Below are 25,758 nucleotides of genomic sequence, written 5' to 3'. Positions count from 1 at the left end.
CTGCCACGCGCGTATGTTACGCGTTCTCACGACGACGGTCCCTGCCGCCACCGCCCTGGTTGTCACTCTCGGTCGCGCGGCGCTCGGAAGCCATCGGATCGTGCTCGAGGATTTCACCCTTGAAGATCCAGACCTTGACGCCGCAGATGCCGAAGGCGGTTTCAGCTTCGGCCGTGCCGTAGTCGATGTCCGCACGCAGCGTGTGCAGCGGAACGCGGCCTTCGCGATACCATTCGGTACGGGCGATTTCCGCGCCACCGAGGCGGCCGGCGCAGGTGATCTTGATGCCTTCGGCGCCAAGGCGCATCGCCGACTGAACAGCGCGCTTCATCGCACGGCGGAAAGCCACGCGGCGCTCGAGCTGCTGGGCGATCGACTGGGCAACGAGCGTTGCGTCGACTTCGGGCTTGCGCACTTCAACGATGTTGAGGTGCGTTTCCGAGTTGGTCATTTCGGAAAGCTTCTTGCGCAGCTTTTCGATGTCGGCGCCCTTCTTGCCGATGATCAGGCCCGGACGAGCCGAGTGGATCGTCACGCGGCACTTCTTGTGCGGACGCTCGATCACGACCTTGGCGATGCCGGCGGCCTTCAGCTCTTCCATCAGGTAGGCGCGGATCTTCAGGTCTTCGTGCAGCAGCTGGCCGTATTCGGCGTTGTCCGCGAACCAACGGCTATCCCAGGTCCGGTTGATGCCGAGACGGAAACCGATCGGATTAATCTTCTGGCCCATTATGCGGCCTCCCCTTTGGCTTCCACTTCACGAACAACGATCGTCAAGTGCGAGAACGGCTTTTCGACGCGCGATGCACGGCCGCGACCACGGGCGTGGAAGCGCTTCATCACGATCGACTTGCCAACGTAAGCTTCCGCGACGATGAGCGAATCAACGTCGAGATCGTGGTTGTTCTCGGCATTTGCGATTGCAGATTCAAGCGTCTTCTTGACGGTGCCTGCAATGCGCTTGCGGGAGAACTCGAGTTCGGCCAGCGCGCGATCGACCTTCTTGCCGCGGATCAGCGCAGCAACGAGGTTGAGCTTCTGGGGGCTGACGCGGATCGTGCGCGCAATTGCCTGCGCCTCATTATCCTTCAGCCGGCGTTCGGCTTTTGCCTTGCCCATCGTTATTTCCTCTTCGCCTTCTTGTCCGCGCCATGACCGTAATAGGTCCGGGTCGGAGCGAATTCACCGAACTTGTGCCCGACCATTTCCTCGGACACGGAGACGGGAACATGCTTGTTGCCGTTGTAGACGCCAAAGGTCAGACCAACGAATTGCGGAAGGATCGTGGAGCGACGGCTCCACATCTTGATCACTTCGTTGCGACCGCCTTCGCGGACCTTCTCAGCCTTCTTGAGAAGATAGCCGTCAACAAACGGACCTTTCCAAACTGAACGAGCCACTTGAGACTTCCTCTCTTACTTCTTGCGCTGATGACGCGAGCGCATGATGAACTTGTCGGTCGACTTGTTGGAGCGCGTGCGCTTGCCCTTCGTCGGCTTGCCCCACGGGGTTACCGGGTGGCGGCCACCGGACGTGCGGCCTTCACCACCGCCGTGCGGATGGTCAACCGGGTTCATGACGACGCCGCGTACGTGCGGACGCTTGCCGCGCCAACGCGAACGGCCAGCCTTACCGTCATTGATATTGCCGTGATCGGGGTTCGATACAGCACCGATCGATGCAAGGCAAGAGCCGTGCACGAGACGCTGCTCGCCCGAGTTCAGGCGAAGGATTGCCATGCCCTGGTCGCGGCCGACGAGCTGCGCGTAGGTTCCGGCGGAGCGGGCAATCTGGCCGCCCTTGCCCGGCTTCATTTCCACGTTGTGGATGATGGAGCCGACCGGAATGAACTGCAGAGGCATGGTGTTGCCGGGCTTCACGTCGACAGCCTTGTCCGAAGCGATGACCTTGTCGCCGGCAGCAAGACGCTGCGGCGCCAGGATATAGGCCTGTTCGCCATCGGCGTAGCTGACCAGCGCGATGAAGGCCGTACGGTTCGGGTCATATTCCAGACGCTCGACCGTGCCCTCGACGTCGAACTTGCGACGCTTGAAGTCGACCAGACGGTAGGACCGCTTGTGACCGCCGCCCTGGAAGCGGACGGTGATGCGGCCCAGGTTGTTGCGGCCGCCCTTGGAGGACAGGCCCTCGGTCAGCGCCTTGACCGGCTTGCCCTTGTAGAGGCCGGTCCGGTTGACGATGACCAGCTGACGCTGGCTCGGTGTCGTCGGATTGAAACTTTTCAATGCCATTTTCTTGTTCCCTTTTGGGTTTTTACCCTAATGGGCCTATCCGTTAGAGACCGGTCGAAACGTCGATGGACTGACCTTCGGCGAGCGTGATGATCGCCTTCTTGACGTCCTTCTGCTTTCCGGCAAAACCGCGGAAGCGCTTCAGCTTACCCTTGCGGACGAGCGTGTTCACGGCCGTGACCTTGACGCCGAACAGAGCTTCGACTGCAGCCTTGATCTCAGGCTTCGAAGCGCCCTTGGCGACGTTGAAGACGACCTGGTTCTGTTCGGAAACCAGCGTCGACTTTTCGGTGATCGAGGGAGACACGATCACGTCGTAGTGGCGAAGATCCGTCATTTGAACCGCTCCTCCAGAGCTTCCACGGCAGCCTTGGAAAGCACGAGCTTGCCACGGCGCAGAATGTCGTAAACGTTGATGCCCTGGACCGGCAGAACGTCCACATTTGGGATGTTCTGGGCTGCGAGCTTGAAGTTGTTCTCGATCTCGGCGCCGCCGATGATCAGAGCGTTGGTGAGGCCGAGCGAGGCGAATGCGCCGGCGAGCGTCTTCGTCTTTGCCTCGTTGGCGACGAGATCGTCGAGGACGATGATCTCTTCTGCCTTCAGCTTGGCCGACAGCGCATGGCGCAGGCCGAGCGCGCGGACTTTCTTCGGCAGGTCATGCTCATGGCTGCGGACGACCGGGCCATGAGCCTTGCCACCGCCGCGGAACTGCGGAGCACGAGCGGAGTGGTGGCGGGCGCGGCCCGTACCCTTCTGCTTGTACATCTTGGCGCCGGTGCGCGAGACTTCGGCGCGGCCCTTGGCCTTGTGCGTGCCCTGCTGGCGCTTGGCGAGTTGCCAGCGGATGACGCGGGCGATGATGTCTTCACGGGGTTCGAGGCCGAAAATGGCGTCAGAAAGGGAAACCTTTCCCGCGTCCTTGCCCTCGAGGGTTTTGACGGTGAGATCCATTATTCGGCTCCCTTACTTCGATGCTGCGGCGCGCACGGCGGCCGGGCGCGGTGCGCCTTCCGGAGTGCCCGACTTGATTGCGTCGCGAACCACGATCCATGCTCCTTTGGAGCCAGGAACAGCGCCCTTGACCAGGATCAGACCGCGATCCTCGTCGGTCGACACGACTTCCAGGTTCTGCGTGGTGACGCGGGTCTGGCCCATGTGACCAGCCATGCGCTTGCCCTTCCAGACGCGGCCCGGATCCTGGTTGGAACCGGTCGAACCATGCGAACGGTGCGATACCGATACACCGTGCGTGGCGCGCAGACCGCCAAAGTTATGACGCTTGATGGCGCCGGCAAAACCCTTACCGATGGTGGTACCGGTGACGTCCACCAGCTGACCGGCGACAAAATGGCCGGCCGTCAGTTCGGCGCCGATGTCGATCAGGTTGTCAGCGCTGACGCGGAACTCGACGAGCTTCGCCTTCGGCTCGACGCTCGCAGCGGCGAAATGGCCGCGCAGAGCCTTCGTCGTGTTCTTCACTTTGGAACGGCCAGCACCCAGCTGAACTGCGGTATAGCCGTTCTTTTCTTCCGTGCGGTGGGCCACTACCTGGCAGTTCTCCAGCCGCAAAACTGTTACCGGGATATGCTCACCGGCGTCGTTGTAGACGCGGGTCATTCCCACCTTCTGTGCAATCACACCTGAACGCATCGGTTCACGCCTCTTGTTAAGGGTTCCCGTCCGGTGCATTCGCACCTTCCGGTTTCCTGTTCCTGGAAGCCGTTGGAGAAACTCCACGTACCTTCCTTGTTATTTCGGCTTGCGCCGGGATTCTTAGAGCTTGATCTCAACGTCGACGCCGGCGGCCAGATCGAGCTTCATCAGCGCATCAACCGTCTGCGGGGTCGGATCAACGATATCGAGAAGACGCTTGTGCGTGCGCATCTCGAACTGTTCGCGGCTCTTCTTGTCGACGTGCGGCGACCGGTTGACCGTGAACTTTTCAATCCGGGTCGGAAGCGGCACGGGCCCGCGCACGCTCGCACCGGTGCGCTTGGCCGTCGACACGATTTCGCGCGTGGAGGCATCGAGGATCCGGTGATCAAACGCCTTGAGGCGGATGCGGATATTCTGGCCGTTCATTCGACTTGTCCTTGCTCGTGTTTCCCGTGTGCCCTTCGACGGCACACACTCAAACTTCTGTATTCGTTTCGTCTAGCCGCTTCTTTCAAAAATCGCAGGGACATGGGCGACCATGTCCCTGCCGAAACAGCTCAAGACGTTTCTTGTTACTCGACGATGGAGGCGACGATGCCGGCGCCGACGGTGCGGCCGCCTTCACGGATAGCGAAGCGCAGCTTCTCTTCCATGGCGATCGGCACGATCAGTTCGACGTCGACCGTCACGTTGTCGCCCGGCATTACCATTTCCGTGCCTTCCGGCAGCGTCACGATACCGGTCACGTCGGTCGTGCGGAAGTAGAACTGCGGACGGTAGTTGGTGAAGAACGGCGTATGACGGCCGCCTTCTTCCTTCGTCAGGATGTAGGCTTCAGCCTTGAACTTGCGGTGCGGCTTGACCGAACCCGGCTTGCACAGGACCTGACCGCGCTCGACGCCGTTGCGGTCGACACCGCGCAAGAGCGCACCGATGTTGTCGCCGGCCTGGCCCTGGTCGAGCAGCTTGCGGAACATTTCAACGCCCGTGCAGGTCGTCTTCGTCGTCGGACGGATGCCGACGATCTCGATTTCCTCACCAACCTTGACGATGCCGCGCTCGACGCGGCCGGTGACGACCGTACCGCGGCCGGAGATCGAGAACACGTCTTCGATCGGCATCAGGAACGGCAGGTCGATCGGACGCTCCGGCGTCGGGATGTAGGCGTCAACCGCAGCCATCAGCTCGCGGATCGCGTCTTCGCCGATCTTCTTGTCGGAGTCTTCGAGAGCGGCGAGCGCCGAACCCTTGACGATCGGAATGTCGTCGCCCGGGAATTCGTAGGACGACAGCAGTTCGCGCACTTCCAGCTCGACGAGCTCGAGCAGTTCGGCGTCGTCAACCTGGTCGACCTTGTTCAGGAACACGACGATCGCCGGAACGCCGACCTGGCGAGCCAGCAGGATGTGCTCGCGGGTCTGCGGCATCGGACCGTCGGCGGCCGAAACCACCAGGATCGCGCCGTCCATCTGCGCCGCACCGGTGATCATGTTCTTGACGTAGTCGGCGTGGCCGGGGCAGTCGACATGCGCATAGTGGCGGGCCGGCGTCTCGTATTCGACGTGCGCCGTCGAAATGGTGATGCCACGGGCCTTCTCTTCCGGCGCAGCGTCGATCTGGTCATACGCCTTGAATTCGCCGAAGTACTTGGTGATCGCTGCAGTCAGCGACGTCTTGCCATGGTCAACGTGGCCAATCGTGCCGATGTTGACGTGCGGCTTGTTGCGCTCGAATTTGCTCTTTGCCATTTTCGGCTCTCCGTTTCCTGTCCCCTAGAGGGGAAATCTTTTCATTCTGTTTCAGCGCGGGGGTATTCCGGTCACTTCTGACCGGAATACTTCGCCTGGATTTCCTGCGCGACGTTCGAGGGAACCGGCGCGTAGTGATCGAACAGCATCGTGTACTGAGCGCGGCCCTGCGACATCGAGCGCAGATTGTCCACGTACTTGAACATGTTCGCGAGCGGCACGTGGGCGTTGATCACCACGGCGACGCCGCGTGATTCCTGACCCTGGATCTGGCCACGGCGAGAGTTCAGGTCACCGATCACGTCACCGACGTAATCTTCCGGCGTTACCACCTCGACCTTCATGATCGGCTCGAGGAGCTGAGCACCGGCCTTCTTGGCCGCTTCACGGAAGCAAGCGCGCGAAGCGATTTCGAACGCGAGGACCGACGAGTCGACATCGTGGAACGCGCCGTCGATGAGCGTCGCCTTGACACCCAGCATCGGGAAGCCCGCGAGCGGACCCGAAGACAGGACGCTTTCGATGCCCTTCTGAACGCCCGGGATGTATTCCTTCGGAACCGCACCGCCGACGATCTTCGATTCGAATGCGAAGTCCTCGCCTTCCGGGTTCGGTTCGAAGACGATCTTGACGCGTGCGAACTGACCGGTACCACCGGACTGCTTCTTGTGCGTGTAGTCTTCTTCGTGCTGACGCGTGATGGTTTCACGGTAGGCAACCTGCGGAGCACCGACAGATGCTTCGACCTTAAACTCGCGACGCATGCGGTCGACGATGATGTCGAGGTGGAGCTCGCCCATGCCGGCAATGATCGTCTGGCCGGATTCCTCGTCGGTCTTGACGCGGAAGGACGGGTCTTCTGCAGCCAGTCGGTTGAGCGCGAGGCCCATCTTTTCCTGGTCGCCCTTGGTCTTCGGCTCGATCGCGATCTGGATGACCGGCTCGGGGAATTCCATTCGCTCGAGGATAACCGGCTTCAGCGGATCGCAAAGCGTATCGCCAGTGGTGGTTTCCTTGAGGCCCGCGAGAGCAACGATGTCGCCGGCGAAGGCTTCTTCGATGTCTTCACGCGAGTTGGAGTGCATCTGCAGCATGCGGCCGACGCGCTCGCGCTTTTCCTTGACCGTGTTCATCACCGACGTGCCCTTTTCGAGCTTGCCGGAATAGATGCGGGCGAAGGTCAGCGAACCGACGAAGGGGTCGTTCATGATCTTGAACGCCAGCATCGAAAGCGGCTCGTTATCGTCAGCCTTGCGGGTGATTTCAGCCTCGGTCTTGACGTCGATGCCCTTGATCGCCGGAATATCGATAGGCGACGGCAGGTAGTCGACAACGGCGTCGAGCAGCGGCTGAACGCCCTTGTTCTTGAAGGCCGTGCCACAGAACATCGGATGGAACTTCACGTCGATCGTGCCGCGGCGAACCAGTTCACGGATCTTGTCGTTGTCCGGGTAGCTACCTTCGAGATAGGCTTCCATAGCCGCTTCGTCGATCTCGACAACCGTCTCGATCAGCTTTTCGCGGTATTCTTCAGCCTTTTCCTTCATGTCGGCCGGGATTTCGACGACATCCCACTGGGCGCCGAGCGACTCGTCGCGCCAGACGAGAGCGTTCATCTCGATCAGGTCGACTACGCCCTTGAATTCGCTTTCGGCGCCGATTGGCAACTGCATGACGACAGCGGTCGCGCCGAGACGGGTCTTGATCATCTCGACTGAGCGGTAGAAGTCCGCGCCGGTCTTGTCCATCTTGTTGCAGAAGATCATGCGCGGGACATTATACTTCTCGGCCTGACGCCAGACGGTCTCGGTCTGCGGCTCAACGCCGGCGTTGGCATCGAGAAGCGCGATGGCGCCGTCGAGAACGCGCAGCGAACGCTCGACTTCGATGGTGAAGTCCACGTGGCCGGGAGTGTCGATGATGTTGAAGCGGCGCATCTTGCCGTCACGGCCCTTCCAGAAGGTCGTGGTGGCTGCAGACGTGATCGTGATGCCGCGCTCCTGCTCCTGCTCCATCCAGTCCATCGTCGCGGCGCCGTCGTGAACTTCGCCGATCTTGTGGGACTTGCCGGTGTAGTAGAGGATCCGCTCGGTCGTCGTCGTCTTGCCGGCGTCGATATGCGCCATGATACCGAAATTTCGGTAGTCTTCGATTTTATATTCGCGAGCCATGGGTGACTGCCTTTCGAGACGTGTTGCCGTTACCAGCGATAGTGCGAGAACGCACGGTTGGCATCGGCCATCTTGTGCGTGTCTTCGCGCTTCTTCACGGCGCTGCCACGGTTGTTTGCTGCGTCCATGAGTTCGCCGCACAGGCGATCAACCATGGTCGTTTCGTTGCGCTTGCGCGCGGCCGCGATCAGCCAGCGGATGGCGAGGGCCTGGCGACGCTCCGGACGAACGTCGACCGGAACCTGGTACGTAGCACCACCGACGCGGCGCGAACGCACTTCGACATGCGGAGCAATGTTGTCCAGCGCAGAATGGAACACGGTAACCGGTTCCTGCTTCAGCTTCGACTGGACCGCCTCGAAGGCACCATAGACGATGCTTTCTGCGACGGACTTCTTACCGTCCAGCATGATTGCGTTCATAAACTTCGTGACGACCAGATCACCGAACTTCGGATCCGGGTTGATCTCACGCTTTTCTGCTCTGTGGCGTCGGGACATACTTTTCGTCTCTCAACTTTTAAATCTTGTGACCAGCGAAATGGCGCCGGTTGCGATGTTATTTCGGACGCTTCGCGCCGTACTTCGAACGACGCTGCTTGCGGTTCTTCACACCTTGCGTATCGAGAACGCCGCGGATGATGTGGTAACGAACACCCGGAAGGTCCTTCACGCGGCCGCCGCGGATCATCACCACGGAGTGCTCCTGAAGGTTGTGCCCTTCACCGGGAATATAGCCGATCACTTCGAAGCCGTTGGTCAGGCGGATCTTTGCAACCTTACGCAGAGCCGAGTTCGGCTTCTTCGGGGTCGTCGTGTAGACGCGGGTGCAAACGCCGCGCTTCTGCGGGTTCTCCTGCAGGGCAGGAACCTTGTTGCGCTTTACCTGTGCCTGACGCGGCTTGCGGATCAGCTGGTTTACGGTAGGCATGTAACCATCCCTTGCAAAAACTTGTCTCGTTACCCTTTCGGGCGGATCGTTGCCGTCGCCGGCGGTACCGAACGCCTATGAAATGCGCAAAACGAGGGCCGATCCGCTTTTTCCGCAGATGGCCCCGACAAAAGCAGAGGACGCACTATCTCGCGCGTCTTGCGTGCAGCATTGTGTCTTCAGCGTGCGTTTGAACCTTGTTTGAGGCGAACTCCAGAACGCGACGTTCCGAACCAGCCAGCCTCACATGGGCTCTGATGCGGCGGGGTGTACTGATTTCAGGTCGATCAGTCAAGGGCAATTAACAAATAATCTCGGTCTTGCAGCCCTGACATGCCTGAAATACAAGGCTTTGCGGCGCCCCGGCCGCTTCCCGCGTAAAAACACGTCATACCAACCGCCGCATTGTCTTCTCCCCTTAAGGAATCGGCAACACATCCCGAGGTTCCCCCACTCCCGCGAGTCGGCACGATTCGGCCGCCCCTGACGGCCGTCGATTTTCTCCTTTCCCGAGGATCCCGGCTCCTATCACCTTCGCGACAAGCCGAAACCGGGTTAAGGTAACCGGCATTCGAACGAGGATCTTTCCATGCCCATTTTGCCCGACAACGACAATTCACCCGAAGAGCCGCTGATCTTCGTCATCATCGGTAAAGCCTACGAGAACGAGAGAGACGAAGAGGGGGTGGAGATTCACGTGATGCTCCGGGCACCGGATGACGACACCGCCGTGCGGGAAGCGCTCAACGCGCTTGCCGAGGAAGGCTTCTTCCAAGCGGACCTCGATCAGATCGGCACCCTGACCGACATTCCCGACGAGGAACCGCATGCGTCGGCCTACCAGGGCGCGCTCGAGGGCGAGGTGTCGATCATCCGCTTCGGCTGACCCAACTTTCTTGAGATGAAACGAAGAAAGCCGCCCGGATTGCTCCGGGCGGCTTTTTCGATGGCGAAGAGGGTGACGATCGCCCTCCGCTCTCAGTTCACTCCGCCGCGGCGTTCTCGTTCGCCATGTCGGCGAGCATCGGCGTCGCAGCGTCGGCACCCGTACCCTTGCGGCGCTCTTCGAGGATCAATTCGTCGCGCGCCGTGGCGATGCGACGGATCTGCGTCATCGTACCGCCGGTACCGGCCGGGATGAGGCGTCCGACGATGACGTTTTCCTTGAGGCCCTGCAGGTTGTCCGTCTTGCCAGCGACCGCGGCCTCCGTCAGCACCTTGGTGGTCTCCTGGAACGACGCAGCCGAGATGAAGGACGGCGTCTGCAGCGATGCCTTGGTAATGCCGAGCAGGACCGGCTCGCCAAATGCCGGCTTCTTGCCCTCGGCAAGCAGCGAATCGTTGACGTCCTCGAGCTCGATGCGATCGACGTTGTCGCCGACGATATAGGTCGAGTCACCGGCGTCGGTGATTTCAACCTTCTGCAGCATCTGCCGGACGATCACCTCGATGTGCTTGTCGTTGATGACAACGCCCTGCAGACGGTAGACTTCCTGGATCTCGTTGACGAGGTAGGAAGCCAGTGCCTCCACGCCCTTGATCGCCAGAATGTCATGCGGCGCCGGGTTGCCGTCGAGGATGTAATCACCCTTTTCGATGTAGTCGCCATCCTGAAGGTGGAAGGGCTTGCCCTTCGGAATCAGGTACTCGACCGGCTCCACACCGTCTTCCGCCGGCTCGATCAGCACGCGACGCTTGTTCTTGTAGTCGCGGCCGAAGCGAACCGTACCGTCGATCTCAGCGATGATGGCGTGGTCCTTCGGACGACGGGCCTCGAAGAGCTCGGCAACGCGCGGCAGACCACCGGTAATATCCTTGGTCTTGGCGCTTTCGAGCGGCGAACGGGCAAGAACGTCGCCCTGGCTGACCTTCTGTCCCGGCTCGACCGAAAGGATCGCATCGACCGAGAGCATGAAGCGGGCTTCGCCGCCGCGGGCGAGCTTGGCAATGCTGCCGCTCTTGTCCTTGATGACGATCGCCGGCTTGAGGTCCGTACCGCGCGGCGTCGAACGCCAGTCGATAACCTGACGCTTGGTGATGCCGGTCGATTCGTCCGTCGACTCGAGAACCGAGATGCCGTCGACCACGTCTTCGAAGTGAACGGTACCTTCGACTTCCGTCATCATCGGACGGGTATAGGGGTCCCACTCGGCGAAACGCTGGCCGCGCTTCACCTTGTCGCCGTCATCGACGAAGATCTTCGAACCATAGGCGACGCGCTGCGAGGACCGCTCGACACCGCGTTCGTCCAGGATCTGGATCGCCATGTTGCGGCCCATGGCGACAAGTACGCCATCGGAGTTGCGCAGCATGTTGCGGTTCTTGATCTGGACCGTACCCTCGTAGGACGCTTCGAGGAACGACTGGTCGACCACGGTCGCAGTGCCGCCGAGGTGGAAGGTACGCATAGTCAGCTGCGTGCCCGGTTCACCGATCGACTGTGCCGCGATGACGCCGACGGCCTCACCCATGTTGACGGGCGTACCGCGGGCCAGGTCACGGCCATAGCAGACGCCGCAGACGCCGGTCTGGATTTCGCAGGTCAGTGCCGAACGAATGCGGACGGACTGAATGCCGGCCTTCTCGATGAGTGCGACATCGGCTTCGAGGATCATCCGGCCGGCATCGACGATGCGTTCGCCAGTGACCGGGTTGTCGATGTTGTCGAGCGCCGTACGACCGAGGATACGCTGTCCGATCGAGGCGACGACCTGACCGGCATCGACGATCGCCGTCATGGTCAGACCCTTGTCCGTGCCGCAATCGACATGCGTGACGATGCAGTCCTGCGCGACGTCAACGAGACGACGGGTCAGGTAGCCGGAGTTCGCGGTCTTCAAGGCGGTGTCTGCCAGACCCTTACGGGCACCGTGCGTCGAGTTGAAGTACTCGTTCACGGTCAGGCCTTCCTTGAAGTTCGAGATGATCGGCGTTTCGATGATCTCGCCCGACGGCTTGGCCATGAGGCCGCGCATGCCGCCCAGCTGGCGCATCTGGTTCGGCGAACCACGAGCACCCGAGTGAGACATCATGTAGATCGAGTTCATCGGCTTCTGGCGACCATTGTCGTCAAACTCGACCGCCTTGATGCGCGCCATCATCTCTTCGGCGACCTTTTCGGTTGCCTTGCCCCAGGCGTCGACGACCTTGTTGTACTTTTCGCCCTGGGTGATCAGGCCGTCATTGTACTGCTGCTCGTATTCCTTCACGAGCGCTTCGGTATCGCCGACGATCTTCACCTTGGTGTCGGGGATCACCATGTCGTCCTTGCCGAACGAAATGCCGGCGCGGCAGGCGTGCGCGAAGCCGAGCTGCATGATCCGGTCGCAGAAGATCACCGTGTCCTTCTGACCGCAATGGCGATAGACCGTGTCGATCATCTTCGAGATGTTCTTCTTGGTCATCTCCTGGTTGCAGGTTTCGAACGGAACGTTCGGGTTCTTCGGCAGGAGTTCGCCGATGATCATGCGACCGGGCGTCGTTTCATAGATCTTCGAGACCGGGTTGCCCTCGGCGTCGACGGTCTTGTAGCGGCCACGGATCTTGGCGTGCAGGGTGACGACCTTGGTTTCCAGCGCATGGTGCAGTTCGCCCATGTCGGAGAAGGCCATGCCTTCGCCCGGTTCGTTCTGGTTCAAGATCGACAGGTAATAGAGACCGAGAACCATGTCCTGCGACGGAACGATGATCGGTGCGCCGTTTGCCGGATGCAGGATGTTGTTCGTCGACATCATCAGCACGCGGGCTTCAAGCTGGGCTTCGAGCGACAGCGGCACGTGAACGGCCATCTGGTCGCCATCGAAGTCGGCGTTGAAGGCGGTGCAGACGAGCGGGTGCAACTGGATCGCCTTGCCTTCGACCAGGATCGGCTCGAAGGCCTGGATGCCCAGGCGGTGCAGTGTCGGCGCGCGGTTCAGGAGCACCGGATGCTCGCGGATGACCTCGTCGAGGATATCCCAGACTTCCGGCTTTTCTTTTTCGACGAGCTTCTTCGCCTGCTTGACGGTCGAGGAATAACCCTTCGCGTCGAGACGGGCATAGATGAACGGCTTGAAGAGCTCGAGCGCCATCTTCTTCGGCAGGCCGCACTGATGCAGCTTGAGTTCCGGACCGGTCACGATGACCGAACGGCCGGAATAGTCGACCCGCTTGCCGAGCAGGTTCTGGCGGAAGCGGCCCTGCTTGCCCTTGAGCATGTCGGAGAGCGACTTCAGCGGACGCTTGTTGGCACCGGTGATGACGCGACCGCGACGGCCGTTGTCGAACAGCGCATCGACGGATTCCTGCAGCATGCGCTTTTCGTTGCGGATGATGATGCCCGGCGCGCGCAGTTCGATCAGCCGCTTCAGGCGGTTGTTACGGTTGATGACGCGGCGGTAGAGGTCGTTCAGGTCCGACGTCGCGAAACGGCCGCCGTCGAGCGGCACGAGCGGACGCAGATCCGGCGGGATCACCGGAACGACCTTCATGATCATCCATTCCGGACGGTTGCCGGACTCCATGAAGTTCTCGACGATCTTCAGCCGCTTCATCAGCTTCTTCTGCTTCAGATCCGAAGTCGTCTCGGCCATTTCGGCCCGCAGATCGCCGGCGATCTTCTCGAGATTCATCGAAGCGAGCATCTCGTAGATCGCTTCGGCGCCGATCATCGCGGTGAACTGGTCTTCACCGAACTCGTCGACGGCAATCATATACTCTTCTTCGCTGAGAAGCTGGTTCTCCTTGAGCGAAGTCAGGCCCGGCTCGGTGACGATGTAGTTCTCGAAATAAAGAACGCGCTCGATATCCTTCAGCGTCATGTCGAGCAGCGTCGCGATGCGGCTCGGCAGCGACTTCAGGAACCAGATGTGGGCAACGGGCGCGGCGAGCTCGATATGGCCCATGCGCTCGCGGCGAACGCGCGACAGCGTTACTTCGACGCCGCACTTTTCGCAGATGATGCCCTTGTACTTCATGCGCTTGTACTTGCCGCACAGGCACTCGTAGTCCTTGATCGGACCGAAGATGCGTGCGCAGAACAGACCGTCGCGCTCTGGCTTGAAGGTGCGGTAGTTGATCGTCTCCGGTTTCTTGATCTCACCGTAAGACCAGGAAAGAATCTTCTCCGGCGACGCGATCGAAATCCGGATGGAATCGAAGGTCTGTGCAGGCACCTGCGGATTGAAAAGATTCATGACCTCTTGGTTCATGCCTGTCTCCTTTGCGGGCGATACGCCCTGAGCTTGGCGAGGGTGCCGGCAAATCCCGGGCGCCAGCCCCTGCCCATAAACAGCTAAAACCGCATCGGGTGCGGCCCTGTTCCTGCCGCGGGCAAAGCGAGATGCCCAGCGGCGGAAACGGTGCGTGCCGTCTAGCGGCACGCACCGGATATCGTCTTACTCCGCCGCGTCCGGCAGCTGCGCCGCCGTGCCGACATCGTCGACCTTCGAGTTCTCCAGCTCGACGGAGAGGCCGAGCGAGCGCATTTCCTTGACGAGAACGTTGAAGCTCTCCGGAATGCCCGCCTCAAACGTATCGTCGCCACGGACGATCGCCTCGTAGACCTTGGTGCGGCCGGCCACGTCGTCCGACTTGACCGTCAGCATTTCCTGCAGCGTGTAGGCGGCGCCGTAGGCTTCGAGCGCCCAGACCTCCATTTCGCCGAAGCGCTGGCCGCCGAACTGCGCCTTGCCGCCCAGCGGCTGCTGGGTGACGAGCGAGTACGGACCGATCGAACGGGCGTGGATCTTGTCGTCGACCAGGTGGTTGAGCTTCAGCATGTAGATGTAGCCAACGGTCACCTGACGGTCGAACTGATCGCCGGTACGGCCATCATAAAGCGTCGACTGACCCGTTACCTTCAGACCTGCCTGCTCAAGCATCTCGTTGACGTCCGCCTCGACAGCGCCGTCGAAGACGGGCGTTGCGATAGAGACGCCGCGGCGGGTCTGCTCGGCCAGCCGCACGATCGATTCATCGTCGTACTGCTTGATCGGCTCGCCCTTCGGACCGGATCCGATGACGCTGTCAATGGTGTCGCGCAGCGGCTGGATGTCAGATCCGGCCTTATAGGCATCGAGCATCGCGCCGATCTTCTTGCCCATTCCGGCGCAAGCCCAGCCGAGATGCGTCTCAAGGATCTGACCGACGTTCATGCGCGACGGCACGCCGAGCGGGTTCAGCACCACGTCGACATGCGTGCCATCTTCGAGGAACGGCATGTCTTCGATCGGCACGATCCGCGACACGACGCCCTTGTTGCCGTGACGGCCGGCCATCTTGTCACCCGGCTGGATCTTGCGCTTCACGGCGACGAAGACCTTGACCATCTTCATGACGCCCGGAGGCATTTCGTCGCCACGCTGGACCTTCTCGACCTTGTCCATAAAGCGCTGTTCGAGGCGCGACTTGGACTCGTCGTACTGGGCGCGAAGCGCTTCGATCTCGCCCTGAGCCTTTTCGTCCTCGATGGCGAACATCCACCACTGCGAGCGCGGATATTCACTGATCACCGCATTCGACAGTTCGGTTCCCTTCTTGAAGCCCTTCGGCCCGGCAACGGCAACATGACCGCGCAACATATCAATGAGGCGCGCATAGACGTTGCGGTCGAGGATCGCCTGCTCGTCGTCGCGGTCCTTGGCGAGGCGTTCGATCTCCTCGCGTTCGATCGCCATCGCACGCTCGTCCTTCTCCACACCGTGGCGGTTGAAGACACGAACTTCGACGATCGTACCGAAGGTGCCGGGCGGCATGCGCATGGACGTATCACGCACGTCCGACGCCTTTTCGCCGAAGATGGCGCGCAGCAGCTTTTCTTCCGGCGTCATCGGGCTTTCGCCCTTCGGCGTGATCTTGCCGACCAGGATGTCCCCCGGCTGAACTTCGGCGCCGATGTAGACGATACCGGCTTCGTCCAGGTTCTTCAGCGCTTCTTCCGATACGTTCGGAATGTCGCGCGTGATTTCTTCCGGACCGAGCTTGGTGTCGCGTGCCATCACTTCGAATTCCTCGATATGGATCGAGGTGAAGACGTCATCGCGCACGATCCGCTCGGAAAGCAGGATCGAGTCTTCGTAGTTGTAGCCGTTCCACGGCATGAACGCGACGAGCGCGTTGCGGCCGAGAGCCAGGTCACCGAGATCGGTCGACGGACCGTCCGCGATGATGTCGCCCTTGTTCACCAAGTCACCGACGGTGACCAGCGGGCGCTGGTTGACGCAGGTATTCTGGTTGGAGCGCTGGAACTTCTGCAGACGGTAGATATCGACGCCGGACTTCGACGGATCGAGGTCTTCGGTAGCGCGGACAACGATACGCGTCGCATCGACCTGGTCGACGACGCCGCCACGGCGGGCGGCAATCGCCGCGCCGGAGTCGCGCGCAACCACCGATTCCATACCGGTGCCGACGAACGGAGCCTCGGCTCTCAGCAGCGGCACAGCCTGACGCTGCATGTTCGAGCCCATCAGCGCTCGGTTGGCGTCGTCGTTCTCGAGGAACGGGATGAGCGCCGCGGCGACCGAAACGAGCTGCTTCGGCGAAACGTCCATCAGGTTGATGTTGTCGCGCGGTGCCAGCATAACTTCGCCGGCATGACGGCAGACGACGAACTCTTCAGCGAAGGACCCGTCATCGTTCAGCACCGAGTTGGCCTGAGCGACGTGGTACTTCGCTTCCTCCATCGCCGAAAGATAGACGACGTCGCTCGTCACATTGCCGTCGACGATCTTGCGATACGGGCTCTCGATGAAGCCGTACTTGTTGACGCGGGCAAAGGTCGCAAGCGAGTTGATCAGACCGATGTTCGGACCTTCCGGCGTTTCGATCGGGCAGATGCGGCCGTAATGGGTCGGATGCACGTCGCGCACTTCGAAGCCGGCGCGCTCGCGGGTCAAACCACCCGGGCCAAGAGCCGAAAGGCGGCGCTTGTGGGTGATTTCCGAGAGCGGGTTCACCTGGTCCATGAACTGCGAAAGCTGCGAGGAGCCGAAGAACTCGCGAACGGCAGCAGCTGCCGGCTTCGCGTTGATCAGATCCTGCGGCATGACGGTGTCGATCTCGATCGAGGACATGCGTTCCTTGATCGCGCGCTCCATGCGCAGGAGGCCCAGACGGTACTGATTCTCCATCAACTCGCCGACCGAGCGGACGCGGCGGTTGCCGAGATTGTCGATGTCGTCGATCTCGCCCTTGCCGTCGCGCAGCTCGACCAGCATCTTGACGACCGCCAGGATATCTTCCTTGCGCAGCGTGCGGACGGTGTCCGGCACGTCGAGGTCGAGGCGCATGTTCATCTTCACGCGGCCGACGGCCGAGAGGTCGTAGCGCTCGGCGTCAAAGAACAGCGCGTTGAACATGGCTTCGGCCGAATCCATGGTCGGCGGCTCGCCGGGGCGCATGACGCGATAGATGTCGAACAGCGCATCCTGCCGGTTCTCATTCTTGTCGGCAGAAAGCGTGTTGCGGATGTAGGCACCGACATTGATATGGTCGATGTCGAGAACCGGGATCTCGTCGAAGCCGGCCGACAGGATGACGGGAAGCGTCTTCTCGTCGATCTCGTCGCCGGCTTCCAGGTAGATTTCGCCGGTTTCGATGTTGACGACGTCCTCGGCGAGGTAGTTGCCGTAGAGGTCGTCGTCGGTCGCCTTGAGCGCCTTCAGGCCCTTGTCCTGCAACTGCCGCAGCAGGCGCGGCGTCAGCTTCTTGCCGGTCTCGACGACAACTTCGCCGGTGTCGGCGTCGATCATGTCGGCGAGCGTCTTCTGACCCTTCAGCGCATCCGGCTGGAACGGCACGCGCCAGCCCTCGCCGTCACGCTGGTAGAGCGACTTCGTGTAGAACGTGTCGAGGATTTCCTCTCCATCCATGCCGAGCGCCATCAGGAGCGACGTCACCGGAATCTTGCGGCGACGGTCGATACGCGCATGCACGATGTCCTTGGCGTCGAACTCGATGTCGAGCCACGAACCGCGATACGGAATGACGCGCGCGGCGAAAAGCAGCTTGCCGGAAGAGTGGCTCTTGCCCTTGTCATGGTCGAAGAAGACGCCCGGCGAACGGTGCATCTGCGAGACGATGACGCGCTCGGTGCCGTTGACGATGAAGGTACCATTGTCCGTCATGAGCGGCATGTCGCCCATGTAGACGTTCTGTTCCTTGATGTCCTTGACCGACTTGGCGCCGGTGTCCTCGTCGATATCGAACACGATCAGCCGCAGCGTCACCTTGAGCGGCGCCGCATAGGTCAGGTCGCGCTGGCGGCATTCTTCGACGTCGAACTTCGGCGGTTCGAATTCGTAGGAAACGAATTCGAGCATCGAGGCGCCCGAGAAATCCTTGATCGGAAATACCGATTTGAAAACAGCTTGAAGTCCCTCGTCGGGGCGTCCGCCTGCGGGCTCTTCCACCATGAGGAACTGGTCGTAGGACGCCTTCTGAACCTCGATGAGGTTCGGCATCTCTGCGACTTCGGGGATCTTTCCAAAAAACTTGCGTACGCGCCTACGACCGTTGAACGAAAGGGTCTGAGCCATCGTCGCTCCTTGTCAATCTTGCATCCGGGCCTGCAACGGACGGGAACCGATGGCCAGTCGATCCCGTCGATCAATGAGTAGTTCAATCTCGTCGAGCTTCCGAAAGACGCCAGCACGGATTGCTGTGCTATCCCCCGATCGCGACCATCCTCTTGAAGAACCCATTACCCAAAAGCCGTTTTCGACAGGCTTTTGGGTAATATGTTCCAAAAACGGTCAAAGAGAGGCGGCCACAAGGGCCCCCTCCCTTCGCATTTCGTCGAATTACTTGACGTCGACCTTGGCGCCAGCGTCTTCGAGCTTCTTCTTGAGGTCAGCAGCTTCAGCCTTGGAAACAGCTTCCTTGACAGCCTTCGGAGCGCCTTCGACGAGGTCCTTGGCTTCCTTGAGGCCGAGGCCGGTGATGGCGCGGACTTCCTTGATGACGTTGATCTTGTTCGCGCCGGCATCCGTCAGGATGACGTCGAACTCGGTCTTTTCTTCTTCAGCCGGAGCAGCAGCGCCAGCAGCGCCGCCAGCAGCAGCAACTGCTACCGGAGCAGCAGCAGAAACGCCCCACTTTTCTTCGAGAAGCTTCGAAAGTTCTGCAGCTTCCAGAACGGTCAGCGAGGAGAGGTCTTCAACGATCTTTGCGAGATCAGCCATTTTACTTTTCCTTTTGTTCGGTTCGAACTGGTTTTAAATACAACAGCGAAATTCCGCCTCAGGCGGCTTCGTCCTTCTTGGCATAGGCCGAGAACACGCGGGCAAGCTGGCTTGCCGGTGCTGCGACAACCGTCGCGACGCGGGTTGCCGGGGCATTGAGAAGGCCCAGCAGCTTCGCGCGCAGCTCATCGAGCGAAGGCAGGGTCGCAAGCGACTTGACTGCTTCGGCGTTGAGCGTGGTTGTCCCCATGGCGCCGCCCAGAACAACGAGCTTGTCGTTGGTCTTGGCGAAATCCATGACGACCTTCGGAGCCGTGATCGGGTCGGCGCTGAAAGCGATCAGCGTCTGCCCCTTGAAGAGATCGGTCATCCCTTCAGACTCCGTGCCCTGAAGAGCGATCTTGGCCAGGCGGTTTTTCGCGACTTTGACGGTGCCGCCAGCAGCGCGCATCTTCGAACGGAAGTCGTTCATCTGCGCAACTGTGACACCAGCATAGTGGGCCACGACAACCGAACCGGAAGCCTTGAAGACTTCGTTCAGCTCCGTGACGAATTCGCGTTTTTCCGCTCTTTCCACTGTCTGTCTCCAGTTGACAGGGTTGCTCATCGCAGCCCTGCCGGGTTTGCCTTTGTCACCGGGATCATGCTCGATCCCAAGCAACGCTTAAGGATCCTGTCCCTTGGCGTTCCCGGAAGAGCCGGGTCTGACACAAGGCAAGCGAGGTTCGAACCGAATTTCGACGCCAATGGCGCGATTGAAATCCAGGTCTTCCCCGTCTCATGCGGGCAATGGTGATTAAGGTAGAACCACCCGCAATCTCGGACAGGAACTCCGGGCCGGAAGCCCGGATATTTCCGGCCTCGAAAGGCCGGAAATTCGGTTTCGGGCCGAAGCCCGCAATTTCTTAGGCGACGCTCAGCGTTGCCGGGTCGATCTTGAGGCCGGGGCCCATCGTCGAGGAGATGGCCACGCGCTTGACGTAGTTACCCTTGGCACCGGTCGGCTTCGCCTTGATCACCGCGTCTGCGAAGGCGCGGATGTTCTCTTCCAGCGCCTTGGCATCGAAGGATGCCTTGCCGATGCCGGCATGAACGATGCCCGCCTTCTCGACGCGGAACTCGACGGCGCCGCCCTTCGAAGCCTTGACGGCCGCCGTGACGTCCATGGTGACGGTCCCGACCTTCGGGTTCGGCATCATGCCGCGCGGGCCGAGAACCTTACCGAGACGACCGACGAGCGGCATCATGTCCGGGGTCGCGATGCAGCGATCGAAGTCGATCTTGCCGCCCTGGACGATTTCGACGAGGTCTTCCGCGCCGACGACGTCGGCGCCGGCGGCCTTGGCTTCATCGGCCTTCGCGCCACGGGCGAAAACGGCGACACGAACCGAGCGGCCGGTGCCGTTCGGCAGGTTGACGACGCCGCGGACCATCTGGTCGGCATGGCGCGGATCGACGCCGAGGTTCATCGCCACTTCGATCGTCTCGTCGAACTTGGCGGTTGCACGCTCCTTGACGAGCGTCACTGCTTCGGTGAGGCCGTAGACCTTCACCGGATCAATGCCCTCGCGGGACTTCTGTACACGCTTTGCAATCTTCGCCATGGTCTTAGCCCGTCACTTCCAGGCCCATGGAGCGGGCGGAGCCCTCGACCATTGCCATTGCGCCTTCGATATCGGCCGCGTTGAGGTCCTTCATCTTGGCCTCTGCGATCGTGCGGATCTGATCCTTGGAGATCGAAGCTGCCTTGGCCTTGCCCGGAGTCTTCGAACCGGACTGGATCTTCGCTTCGCGCTTCAGGAAGTAGCTGACCGGCGGCTGCTTCATGATGAAGGTGAAGGACTTGTCCTGGTAATAGGTGATGACGACCGGAATCGGCATACCTTTTTCCATTTCCTGCGTGGCGGCGTTGAACGCCTTGCAGAATTCCATGATGTTAATGCCACGCTGACCAAGCGCAGGACCGATCGGCGGCGACGGGTTCGCCGAGCCGGCCTTTACCTGCAGCTTGAGCTGGCCTGCAACTTTCTTAGCCATTTCTCTCTGCCTCTCTTTGCCCCGCCCGGCTAACCGGAAGCGGGAACTGTTCAGCCGGTTGCCCGGCTTCCTTGCCGGTCGGTTGACCGGCGGCTGCGGTTGCGTGGTGCGGATATACCGGCCCGGCTAAGACCGGCTCCCTCCCACGCGCATGCGGATCACTCCGCCGGAGCAAGCCGACGACGTCAGCCTGCCCACTTCATAAACCTGCGTTCTCTCAGACCTTTTCGACCTGGCCGTATTCCAGCTCGACCGGGGTCGCGCGGCCGAAGATCGACACCTCGACCTTCAGGCGCGAGCGCTCCTCATCGACATCCTGTACGATGCCGTTAAAGGAGGCGAAGGGGCCATCCGAGACACGGACCTGCTCGCCGATCTCGAAGGAAATAGAAGGTTTCGGACGCTCGACGCCATCCTGCACCTGACCGAGAATACGGTCCGCCTCATGATCCGGAATCGGCACAGGCTTGCTGTCCGTCCCGAGAAATCCGGTCACCTTCGGCGTATTCTTGATGAGGTGGTAGGCCTCGTCCGTCAAATTCGCCCGCACGAGAACATAACCCGGGAAGAACTTTCGCTCGGCATCGACCTTGCGGCCGCGACGCACCTCGACCACCTTCTCGGTCGGAACGAGAATCTTCTCAAACAGATGCGAAAGGCCCTTCTGCCTCGCCTTCTCCTCGATCGATTCGGCGACCTTCTTTTCGAAATTCGAATAGGCGTGAACGATATACCAGCGCGCAGCCATGCTATTCTCCACCCAAATCAAGCGCCAACGTTGAGGATCAGGCTCATCAGCCACCCCATCAACTGGTCCGCACCAAAGAAGAAGGCGGCGGCAAAAGAGACCATGACGAAGACCATCAGCGTCGAGATCGTCGTCTCGCGCCGCGAAGGCCAAGTCACTTTTGACGTTTCAGAGCGTACCTGCTGCAGAAACGTGAACGGATTCGTTTTGGATGCCATAAAATGCTCACGCCATTACGGCACGTAAAGCCGATGTATCAGCCCCACGCACCGCGTGTCTGTTTGGACCCTACATAAAGACCGATTCCAAAAACCACAAGAGCCGATCGGTCTTTTTTGTGAATAATAAGGACGGCCGCACCGCCCGTCCCGGACATTCTCGCCGAATTCGAACGACAGGGCAAGAACGAGGGAAAGTGGCAGGGGCAGAGGGGCTCGAACCCCCGACCTGCGGTTTTGGAGACCGCCGCTCTACCAACTGAGCTATACCCCTAGACCAAGACGCGCAACCGCGACCGGATGCATCTCAAGTCTGCGGCTTCTTATTCAGTTTACCGGATCCTTTCAAGCGCATTTGCAACAAAAGAGCAAAAAAGTGCCGAGAAAATTTCCGGTCATTGGTTCACACCCAGGATCGCCCCGTGGCTATAGCGCGTCGCCTTTCAACGTATTCAGGCGGGGGGCTTCGGCTTTGTTTCATGCATGTTGTAATCCCGAAACCGCTGCACACTTTTGGGCGACATGCATCAGGTGTCAAGCGGCACATATTTTCGCCAGTCGTGCTCCTCCTTGAAGCCGAGGACCTCACGGATCTTCCGATTCGAGAGCAGCCCTTCGAACTCGTCGATCTCCCTGGTGAACGGTACATTCGGGTAGAAGCGCCTGGCGAGTTCCCGGGTCGGCGTATTGGCAGAGACCGTGTCGTTGCAGGCATTGAAGATCTCAAAACCGAGCCCGTCCTTCTCGATGCAGAGCTTGACGATCTGCCCCAAGTCCCGAGCGTCGATATAGCTCCAGGCAATCCGCTTGCGTATCTCCGGATGCGCGAAATAATGGGGAAAGCGCTCATATTCATGCGGCTCGATGACATTGCCGATGCGCAGCGCGTAAATGTCGAAGCCGGTCCGCTCCGCAAAAGCGCGCGCCGTCTTTTCGTTCACCACCTTGGAAAGGCCGTAGGAGTCCATCGGATTGACGTCGTAATCCTCCTCCAGCGGGAAGCGATGGAAATCGCGGTGGCCTTCGGCGAAGCAGACGCCGTAGGTCGTCTCGCTTGACGCAACGATGACCTTGCGGATCCCGAGCTTCACCGCCGCCTCGATGACGTTATAGGTGCCCATCACATTGACTCGGAAGGTTTCGTTGTCCGGCTTGATGAGGATGCGCGGAATGGCGGCAAAGTGGACGACGGCGTCGAAGGGTTGCGGCCCCTGCCCCTGATCGAGATCCGGAAAATCCCGATGCATCGACAGCGCGTTGAACATCTGGCCGCCGTCGGTGATGTCGGCGATCAGGTTGGTGACGCCAGGGCTGTCGAGCGGCACAAGGTCGACATTGTGCACTTCATACCCCGCTTCGACGAGATAGGGCACGGCATGCCGCCCGGCCTTGCCGGCGCCGCCGGTAAAGAGAATCCGCTTCTTCATGACGCCTCCCCCGCAACAATGATCGGCAATAGTTAAGTCGTTTCCGCGCGTGCGCAAGATGCGTTTGCACGAGGCGTGCGGTCAACATGGTCAGCGGACGACGCGGCAGGGCGATTCATGTGCCTGCCACGTCACCATCTCAGGCTGTAGCGGACGTCGAAAACGCTGCGTGGCGCCAACAGCGGATCGACAACGGCGGCGCCGAATTGAAGGTTGCCGACCTTCTGCTCGACACCGATGCGACTCAAGCCGCTCAGCCCGTCATCGGAAATATGACTATGCACAACGACGGACGTCCGGGTTGCCGGAGCAATCACCCTGGCCGATTGCGTCAGGCTTGGTCCACGGCAGTGGTTTTCATAGGCGTTGCATTGAAGCGACAGGTTGCGGCGGACCTCCGCGTCGAGTGCCGGCGTTACGATCCAGGTGCGCGCGGTTCCGAGTCCGATGTTGCCCACCCCGCTCAGAGCATTGAAGTCCATATTGATCTGTGTGGAACGTGCGGCCGCCGGGTGGCCGCGCTTGCGCGATAGCAAGCCCCAGAGCCGAAACGGCGCATCCGGTGGATCGAGTTTCCCGGACGGCGCCGCACGCATCGAGATCTCGGCACCCGCGGTCGCGTCCCAGCGCCCCGGCAGACGCACACCGGCGCGTAGCCTGTAGGCATTGGCTCCCGTCTTCGAGGGCGCCCAGATAAAGGCGTCCCTGTCTGTGGCCGATGCCGTAGCCGCAGAGAGTCCCGCACAGATCAAAGCGATGCTCGCCACGGCCAGCCGCGCAGCTTTGCATTTTATCATTTGGGATTCCGATCCTCGGTCGCAACCGGTGCCATTCCGGCAAATCGTCTCGATCGGAGAATAGCACATTCAGGCGCGAGTGCCTCGCGGCAATCGCCCGCGGCAAGCCAAGCCATGGGCGCTCTGTTGCAAACAACACACGCAAGGGGTTGTCCCGCCAACGAAAAAAGCCCCGCAGTTGCCTGCGGGGCCCTCATCAAAATCCGGTAGAACCGGAGTTACTCGACGATGGAGGCGACGATGCCGGCGCCGACGGTGCGGCCGCCTTCACGGATAGCGAAGCGCAGCTTCTCTTCCATGGCGATCGGCACGATCAGTTCGACGTCGACCGTCACGTTGTCGCCCGGCATCACCATTTCCGTGCCTTCCGGCAGCGTCACGATACCGGTCACGTCGGTCGTGCGGAAGTAGAACTGCGGACGGTAGTTGGTGAAGAACGGCGTATGACGGCCGCCTTCTTCCTTCGTCAGGATGTAGGCTTCAGCCTTGAACTTGCGGTGCGGCTTGACCGAACCCGGCTTGCACAGGACCTGACCGCGCTCGACGCCGTTGCGGTCGACACCGCGCAAGAGCGCACCGATGTTGTCGCCGGCCTGGCCCTGGTCGAGCAGCTTGCGGAACATTTCAACGCCCGTGCAGGTCGTCTTCGTCGTCGGACGGATGCCGACGATCTCGATTTCCTCACCAACCTTGACGATGCCGCGCTCGACGCGGCCGGTGACGACCGTACCGCGGCCGGAGATCGAGAACACGTCTTCGATCGGCATCAGGAACGGCAGGTCGATCGGACGCTCCGGCGTCGGGATGTAGGCGTCAACCGCAGCCATCAGCTCGCGGATCGCGTCTTCGCCGATCTTCTTGTCGGAGTCTTCGAGAGCGGCGAGCGCCGAACCCTTGACGATCGGAATGTCGTCGCCCGGGAATTCGTAGGACGACAGCAGTTCGCGCACTTCCAGCTCGACGAGCTCGAGCAGTTCGGCGTCGTCAACCTGGTCGACCTTGTTCAGGAACACGACGATCGCCGGAACGCCGACCTGGCGAGCCAGCAGGATGTGCTCGCGGGTCTGCGGCATCGGACCGTCGGCGGCCGAAACCACCAGGATCGCGCCGTCCATCTGCGCCGCACCGGTGATCATGTTCTTGACGTAGTCGGCGTGGCCGGGGCAGTCGACATGCGCATAGTGGCGGGCCGGCGTCTCGTATTCGACGTGCGCCGTCGAAATGGTGATGCCACGGGCCTTCTCTTCCGGCGCAGCGTCGATCTGGTCATACGCCTTGAATTCGCCGAAGTACTTGGTGATCGCTGCAGTCAGCGACGTCTTGCCATGGTCAACGTGGCCAATCGTGCCGATGTTGACGTGCGGCTTGTTGCGCTCGAATTTGCTCTTTGCCATGGGTACGCTTCCTGTGGTCAAATACGATGGATCAGCCGGCTGGACCGGTTTGTGCAGCCGTTTAAGGGTTTCGCGGCATTTGCGCAAGACTTAATTGCGTCCGCCGAAACGGCAAGATCCAGGCTGTTCGAAAGGCCGTCGCAAAGAATCCCCCGAACCTTCGCGAACAGACTTTACGAAAACCGGAATCGTAGCGCCGCCAAGTGCATACAGG

General features: G+C 60.7%; 24 protein-coding genes and 1 tRNA gene. 1 reads left to right on the top strand and 24 read right to left on the bottom strand.

The features are described from left to right. Positions 1-16: 16 nt before the first annotated feature. The 12 genes from rpsC to rpsL all read right to left on the bottom strand — a co-directional run bounded on the left by rpsC (position 17) and on the right by rpsL (position 8,760). On the bottom strand, positions 17-730 hold the full coding sequence (rpsC, locus tag USDA257_RS16525) for a 30S ribosomal protein S3 (RefSeq protein ID WP_012707759.1): 714 nt from the start codon (positions 728-730) through the stop codon (positions 17-19). Next, a complete protein-coding gene (rplV, locus tag USDA257_RS16520; protein ID WP_012707758.1) occupies positions 730-1,119 on the bottom strand; it encodes a 50S ribosomal protein L22 in 390 nt (129 codons plus the stop codon). The genes rpsC and rplV overlap by 1 nt, the downstream gene beginning before the upstream one ends. Positions 1,120-1,121: 2 nt before the next feature. Then, complete coding sequence (rpsS, locus tag USDA257_RS16515; protein WP_002964358.1) at positions 1,122-1,400, bottom strand: 30S ribosomal protein S19; 279 nt, start codon at positions 1,398-1,400, stop codon at positions 1,122-1,124. Between the two features lie 15 nt (positions 1,401-1,415). After that, positions 1,416-2,252: a 50S ribosomal protein L2 gene (rplB, locus tag USDA257_RS16510; protein ID WP_014764103.1), complete on the bottom strand. Its 837-nt coding sequence runs from the start codon at positions 2,250-2,252 to the stop codon at positions 1,416-1,418. A 43-nt stretch (positions 2,253-2,295) separates the two neighbouring features. Continuing rightward, on the bottom strand, positions 2,296-2,589 hold the full coding sequence (locus USDA257_RS16505) for a 50S ribosomal protein L23 (protein ID WP_012707756.1): 294 nt from the start codon (positions 2,587-2,589) through the stop codon (positions 2,296-2,298). After that, the gene (rplD, locus tag USDA257_RS16500; protein ID WP_014764102.1) at positions 2,586-3,206 is read right to left on the bottom strand and encodes a 50S ribosomal protein L4; all 621 of its coding nucleotides are present in this window, start codon (positions 3,204-3,206) and stop codon (positions 2,586-2,588) included. Before rplD ends, USDA257_RS16505 begins: the two co-directional genes overlap by 4 nt. Positions 3,207-3,218: 12 nt before the next feature. Then, on the bottom strand, positions 3,219-3,905 hold the full coding sequence (rplC, locus tag USDA257_RS16495; protein ID WP_041415342.1) for a 50S ribosomal protein L3: 687 nt from the start codon (positions 3,903-3,905) through the stop codon (positions 3,219-3,221). A 123-nt stretch (positions 3,906-4,028) separates the two neighbouring features. Then, the gene (gene rpsJ, locus USDA257_RS16490) at positions 4,029-4,337 is read right to left on the bottom strand and encodes a 30S ribosomal protein S10 (protein ID WP_003507767.1); all 309 of its coding nucleotides are present in this window, start codon (positions 4,335-4,337) and stop codon (positions 4,029-4,031) included. Between the two features lie 146 nt (positions 4,338-4,483). Then, complete coding sequence (tuf, locus tag USDA257_RS16485; RefSeq protein ID WP_014764100.1) at positions 4,484-5,659, bottom strand: elongation factor Tu; 1,176 nt, start codon at positions 5,657-5,659, stop codon at positions 4,484-4,486. Positions 5,660-5,730: 71 nt separating this feature from the next. Next, positions 5,731-7,830, bottom strand: coding sequence for an elongation factor G (gene fusA / locus USDA257_RS16480; protein WP_014764099.1), 2,100 nt, complete (start codon positions 7,828-7,830; stop codon positions 5,731-5,733). A gap of 29 nt (positions 7,831-7,859) precedes the next feature. Next, complete coding sequence (rpsG, locus tag USDA257_RS16475; RefSeq protein WP_014764098.1) at positions 7,860-8,330, bottom strand: 30S ribosomal protein S7; 471 nt, start codon at positions 8,328-8,330, stop codon at positions 7,860-7,862. Positions 8,331-8,388: 58 nt separating this feature from the next. Next, positions 8,389-8,760 (bottom strand): 30S ribosomal protein S12, encoded by a 372-nt coding sequence (gene rpsL / locus USDA257_RS16470; RefSeq protein ID WP_003507760.1) that lies wholly within the window; start codon positions 8,758-8,760, stop codon positions 8,389-8,391. Positions 8,761-9,349: 589 nt separating this feature from the next. On the opposite strand from rpsL, the gene USDA257_RS16465 reads away from it, so the two are divergent. Further along, a complete protein-coding gene (locus USDA257_RS16465) occupies positions 9,350-9,646 on the top strand; it encodes a hypothetical protein (protein WP_014764097.1) in 297 nt (98 codons plus the stop codon). A 97-nt stretch (positions 9,647-9,743) separates the two neighbouring features. Here the strand turns inward: USDA257_RS16465 and rpoC are convergent, their stop codons facing one another. The 12 genes from rpoC to tuf (USDA257_RS16405) all read right to left on the bottom strand — a co-directional run bounded on the left by rpoC (position 9,744) and on the right by tuf (USDA257_RS16405) (position 25,544). Beyond that, complete coding sequence (gene rpoC / locus USDA257_RS16460; RefSeq protein WP_014764096.1) at positions 9,744-13,949, bottom strand: DNA-directed RNA polymerase subunit beta'; 4,206 nt, start codon at positions 13,947-13,949, stop codon at positions 9,744-9,746. Between the two features lie 186 nt (positions 13,950-14,135). Next, entirely contained in the window at positions 14,136-18,278 is a 4,143-nt protein-coding gene (gene rpoB / locus USDA257_RS16455; protein WP_014764095.1) for a DNA-directed RNA polymerase subunit beta, read from the bottom strand. A 264-nt stretch (positions 18,279-18,542) separates the two neighbouring features. Continuing rightward, the gene (gene rplL / locus USDA257_RS16450) at positions 18,543-18,923 is read right to left on the bottom strand and encodes a 50S ribosomal protein L7/L12 (protein ID WP_014328058.1); all 381 of its coding nucleotides are present in this window, start codon (positions 18,921-18,923) and stop codon (positions 18,543-18,545) included. Positions 18,924-18,981: 58 nt separating this feature from the next. Next, positions 18,982-19,500 carry a 50S ribosomal protein L10 gene (gene rplJ / locus USDA257_RS16445; protein WP_037402238.1) on the bottom strand — a complete coding sequence of 173 codons (519 nt, stop codon included), beginning with the start codon at positions 19,498-19,500 and terminating at the stop codon, positions 18,982-18,984. 328 nt (positions 19,501-19,828) lie between these two features. Further along, the gene (gene rplA / locus USDA257_RS16440; RefSeq protein WP_014328057.1) at positions 19,829-20,527 is read right to left on the bottom strand and encodes a 50S ribosomal protein L1; all 699 of its coding nucleotides are present in this window, start codon (positions 20,525-20,527) and stop codon (positions 19,829-19,831) included. A 4-nt stretch (positions 20,528-20,531) separates the two neighbouring features. Further along, positions 20,532-20,960, bottom strand: a complete 429-nt coding sequence (rplK, locus tag USDA257_RS16435) for a 50S ribosomal protein L11 (RefSeq protein WP_014764093.1) — start codon at positions 20,958-20,960, stop codon at positions 20,532-20,534. A gap of 217 nt (positions 20,961-21,177) precedes the next feature. Next, positions 21,178-21,708 carry a transcription termination/antitermination protein NusG gene (gene nusG, locus USDA257_RS16430; protein WP_014764092.1) on the bottom strand — a complete coding sequence of 177 codons (531 nt, stop codon included), beginning with the start codon at positions 21,706-21,708 and terminating at the stop codon, positions 21,178-21,180. Between the two features lie 17 nt (positions 21,709-21,725). Then, the gene (gene secE / locus USDA257_RS16425; protein ID WP_012707741.1) at positions 21,726-21,926 is read right to left on the bottom strand and encodes a preprotein translocase subunit SecE; all 201 of its coding nucleotides are present in this window, start codon (positions 21,924-21,926) and stop codon (positions 21,726-21,728) included. A gap of 198 nt (positions 21,927-22,124) precedes the next feature. Beyond that, positions 22,125-22,200, bottom strand: a tRNA-Trp gene (locus USDA257_RS16420). 253 nt (positions 22,201-22,453) lie between these two features. Then, the gene (locus USDA257_RS16415) at positions 22,454-23,353 is read right to left on the bottom strand and encodes an NAD-dependent epimerase/dehydratase family protein (protein ID WP_014764091.1); all 900 of its coding nucleotides are present in this window, start codon (positions 23,351-23,353) and stop codon (positions 22,454-22,456) included. Between the two features lie 131 nt (positions 23,354-23,484). Next, entirely contained in the window at positions 23,485-24,150 is a 666-nt protein-coding gene (locus USDA257_RS16410; protein WP_041414303.1) for a hypothetical protein, read from the bottom strand. Between the two features lie 218 nt (positions 24,151-24,368). Beyond that, positions 24,369-25,544, bottom strand: a complete 1,176-nt coding sequence (tuf, locus tag USDA257_RS16405) for an elongation factor Tu (RefSeq protein ID WP_014764100.1) — start codon at positions 25,542-25,544, stop codon at positions 24,369-24,371. Between the last annotated feature and the right edge of the window lie 214 nt (positions 25,545-25,758).

Origin of the sequence: Sinorhizobium fredii USDA 257 (assembly GCF_000265205.3) — a bacterium.
GTDB lineage: Bacteria > Pseudomonadota > Alphaproteobacteria > Rhizobiales > Rhizobiaceae > Sinorhizobium > Sinorhizobium fredii_B.
The sequence above is the reverse complement of the archived record's forward strand: the minus strand, read 5'-3'. Positions and strand labels throughout refer to the sequence as shown.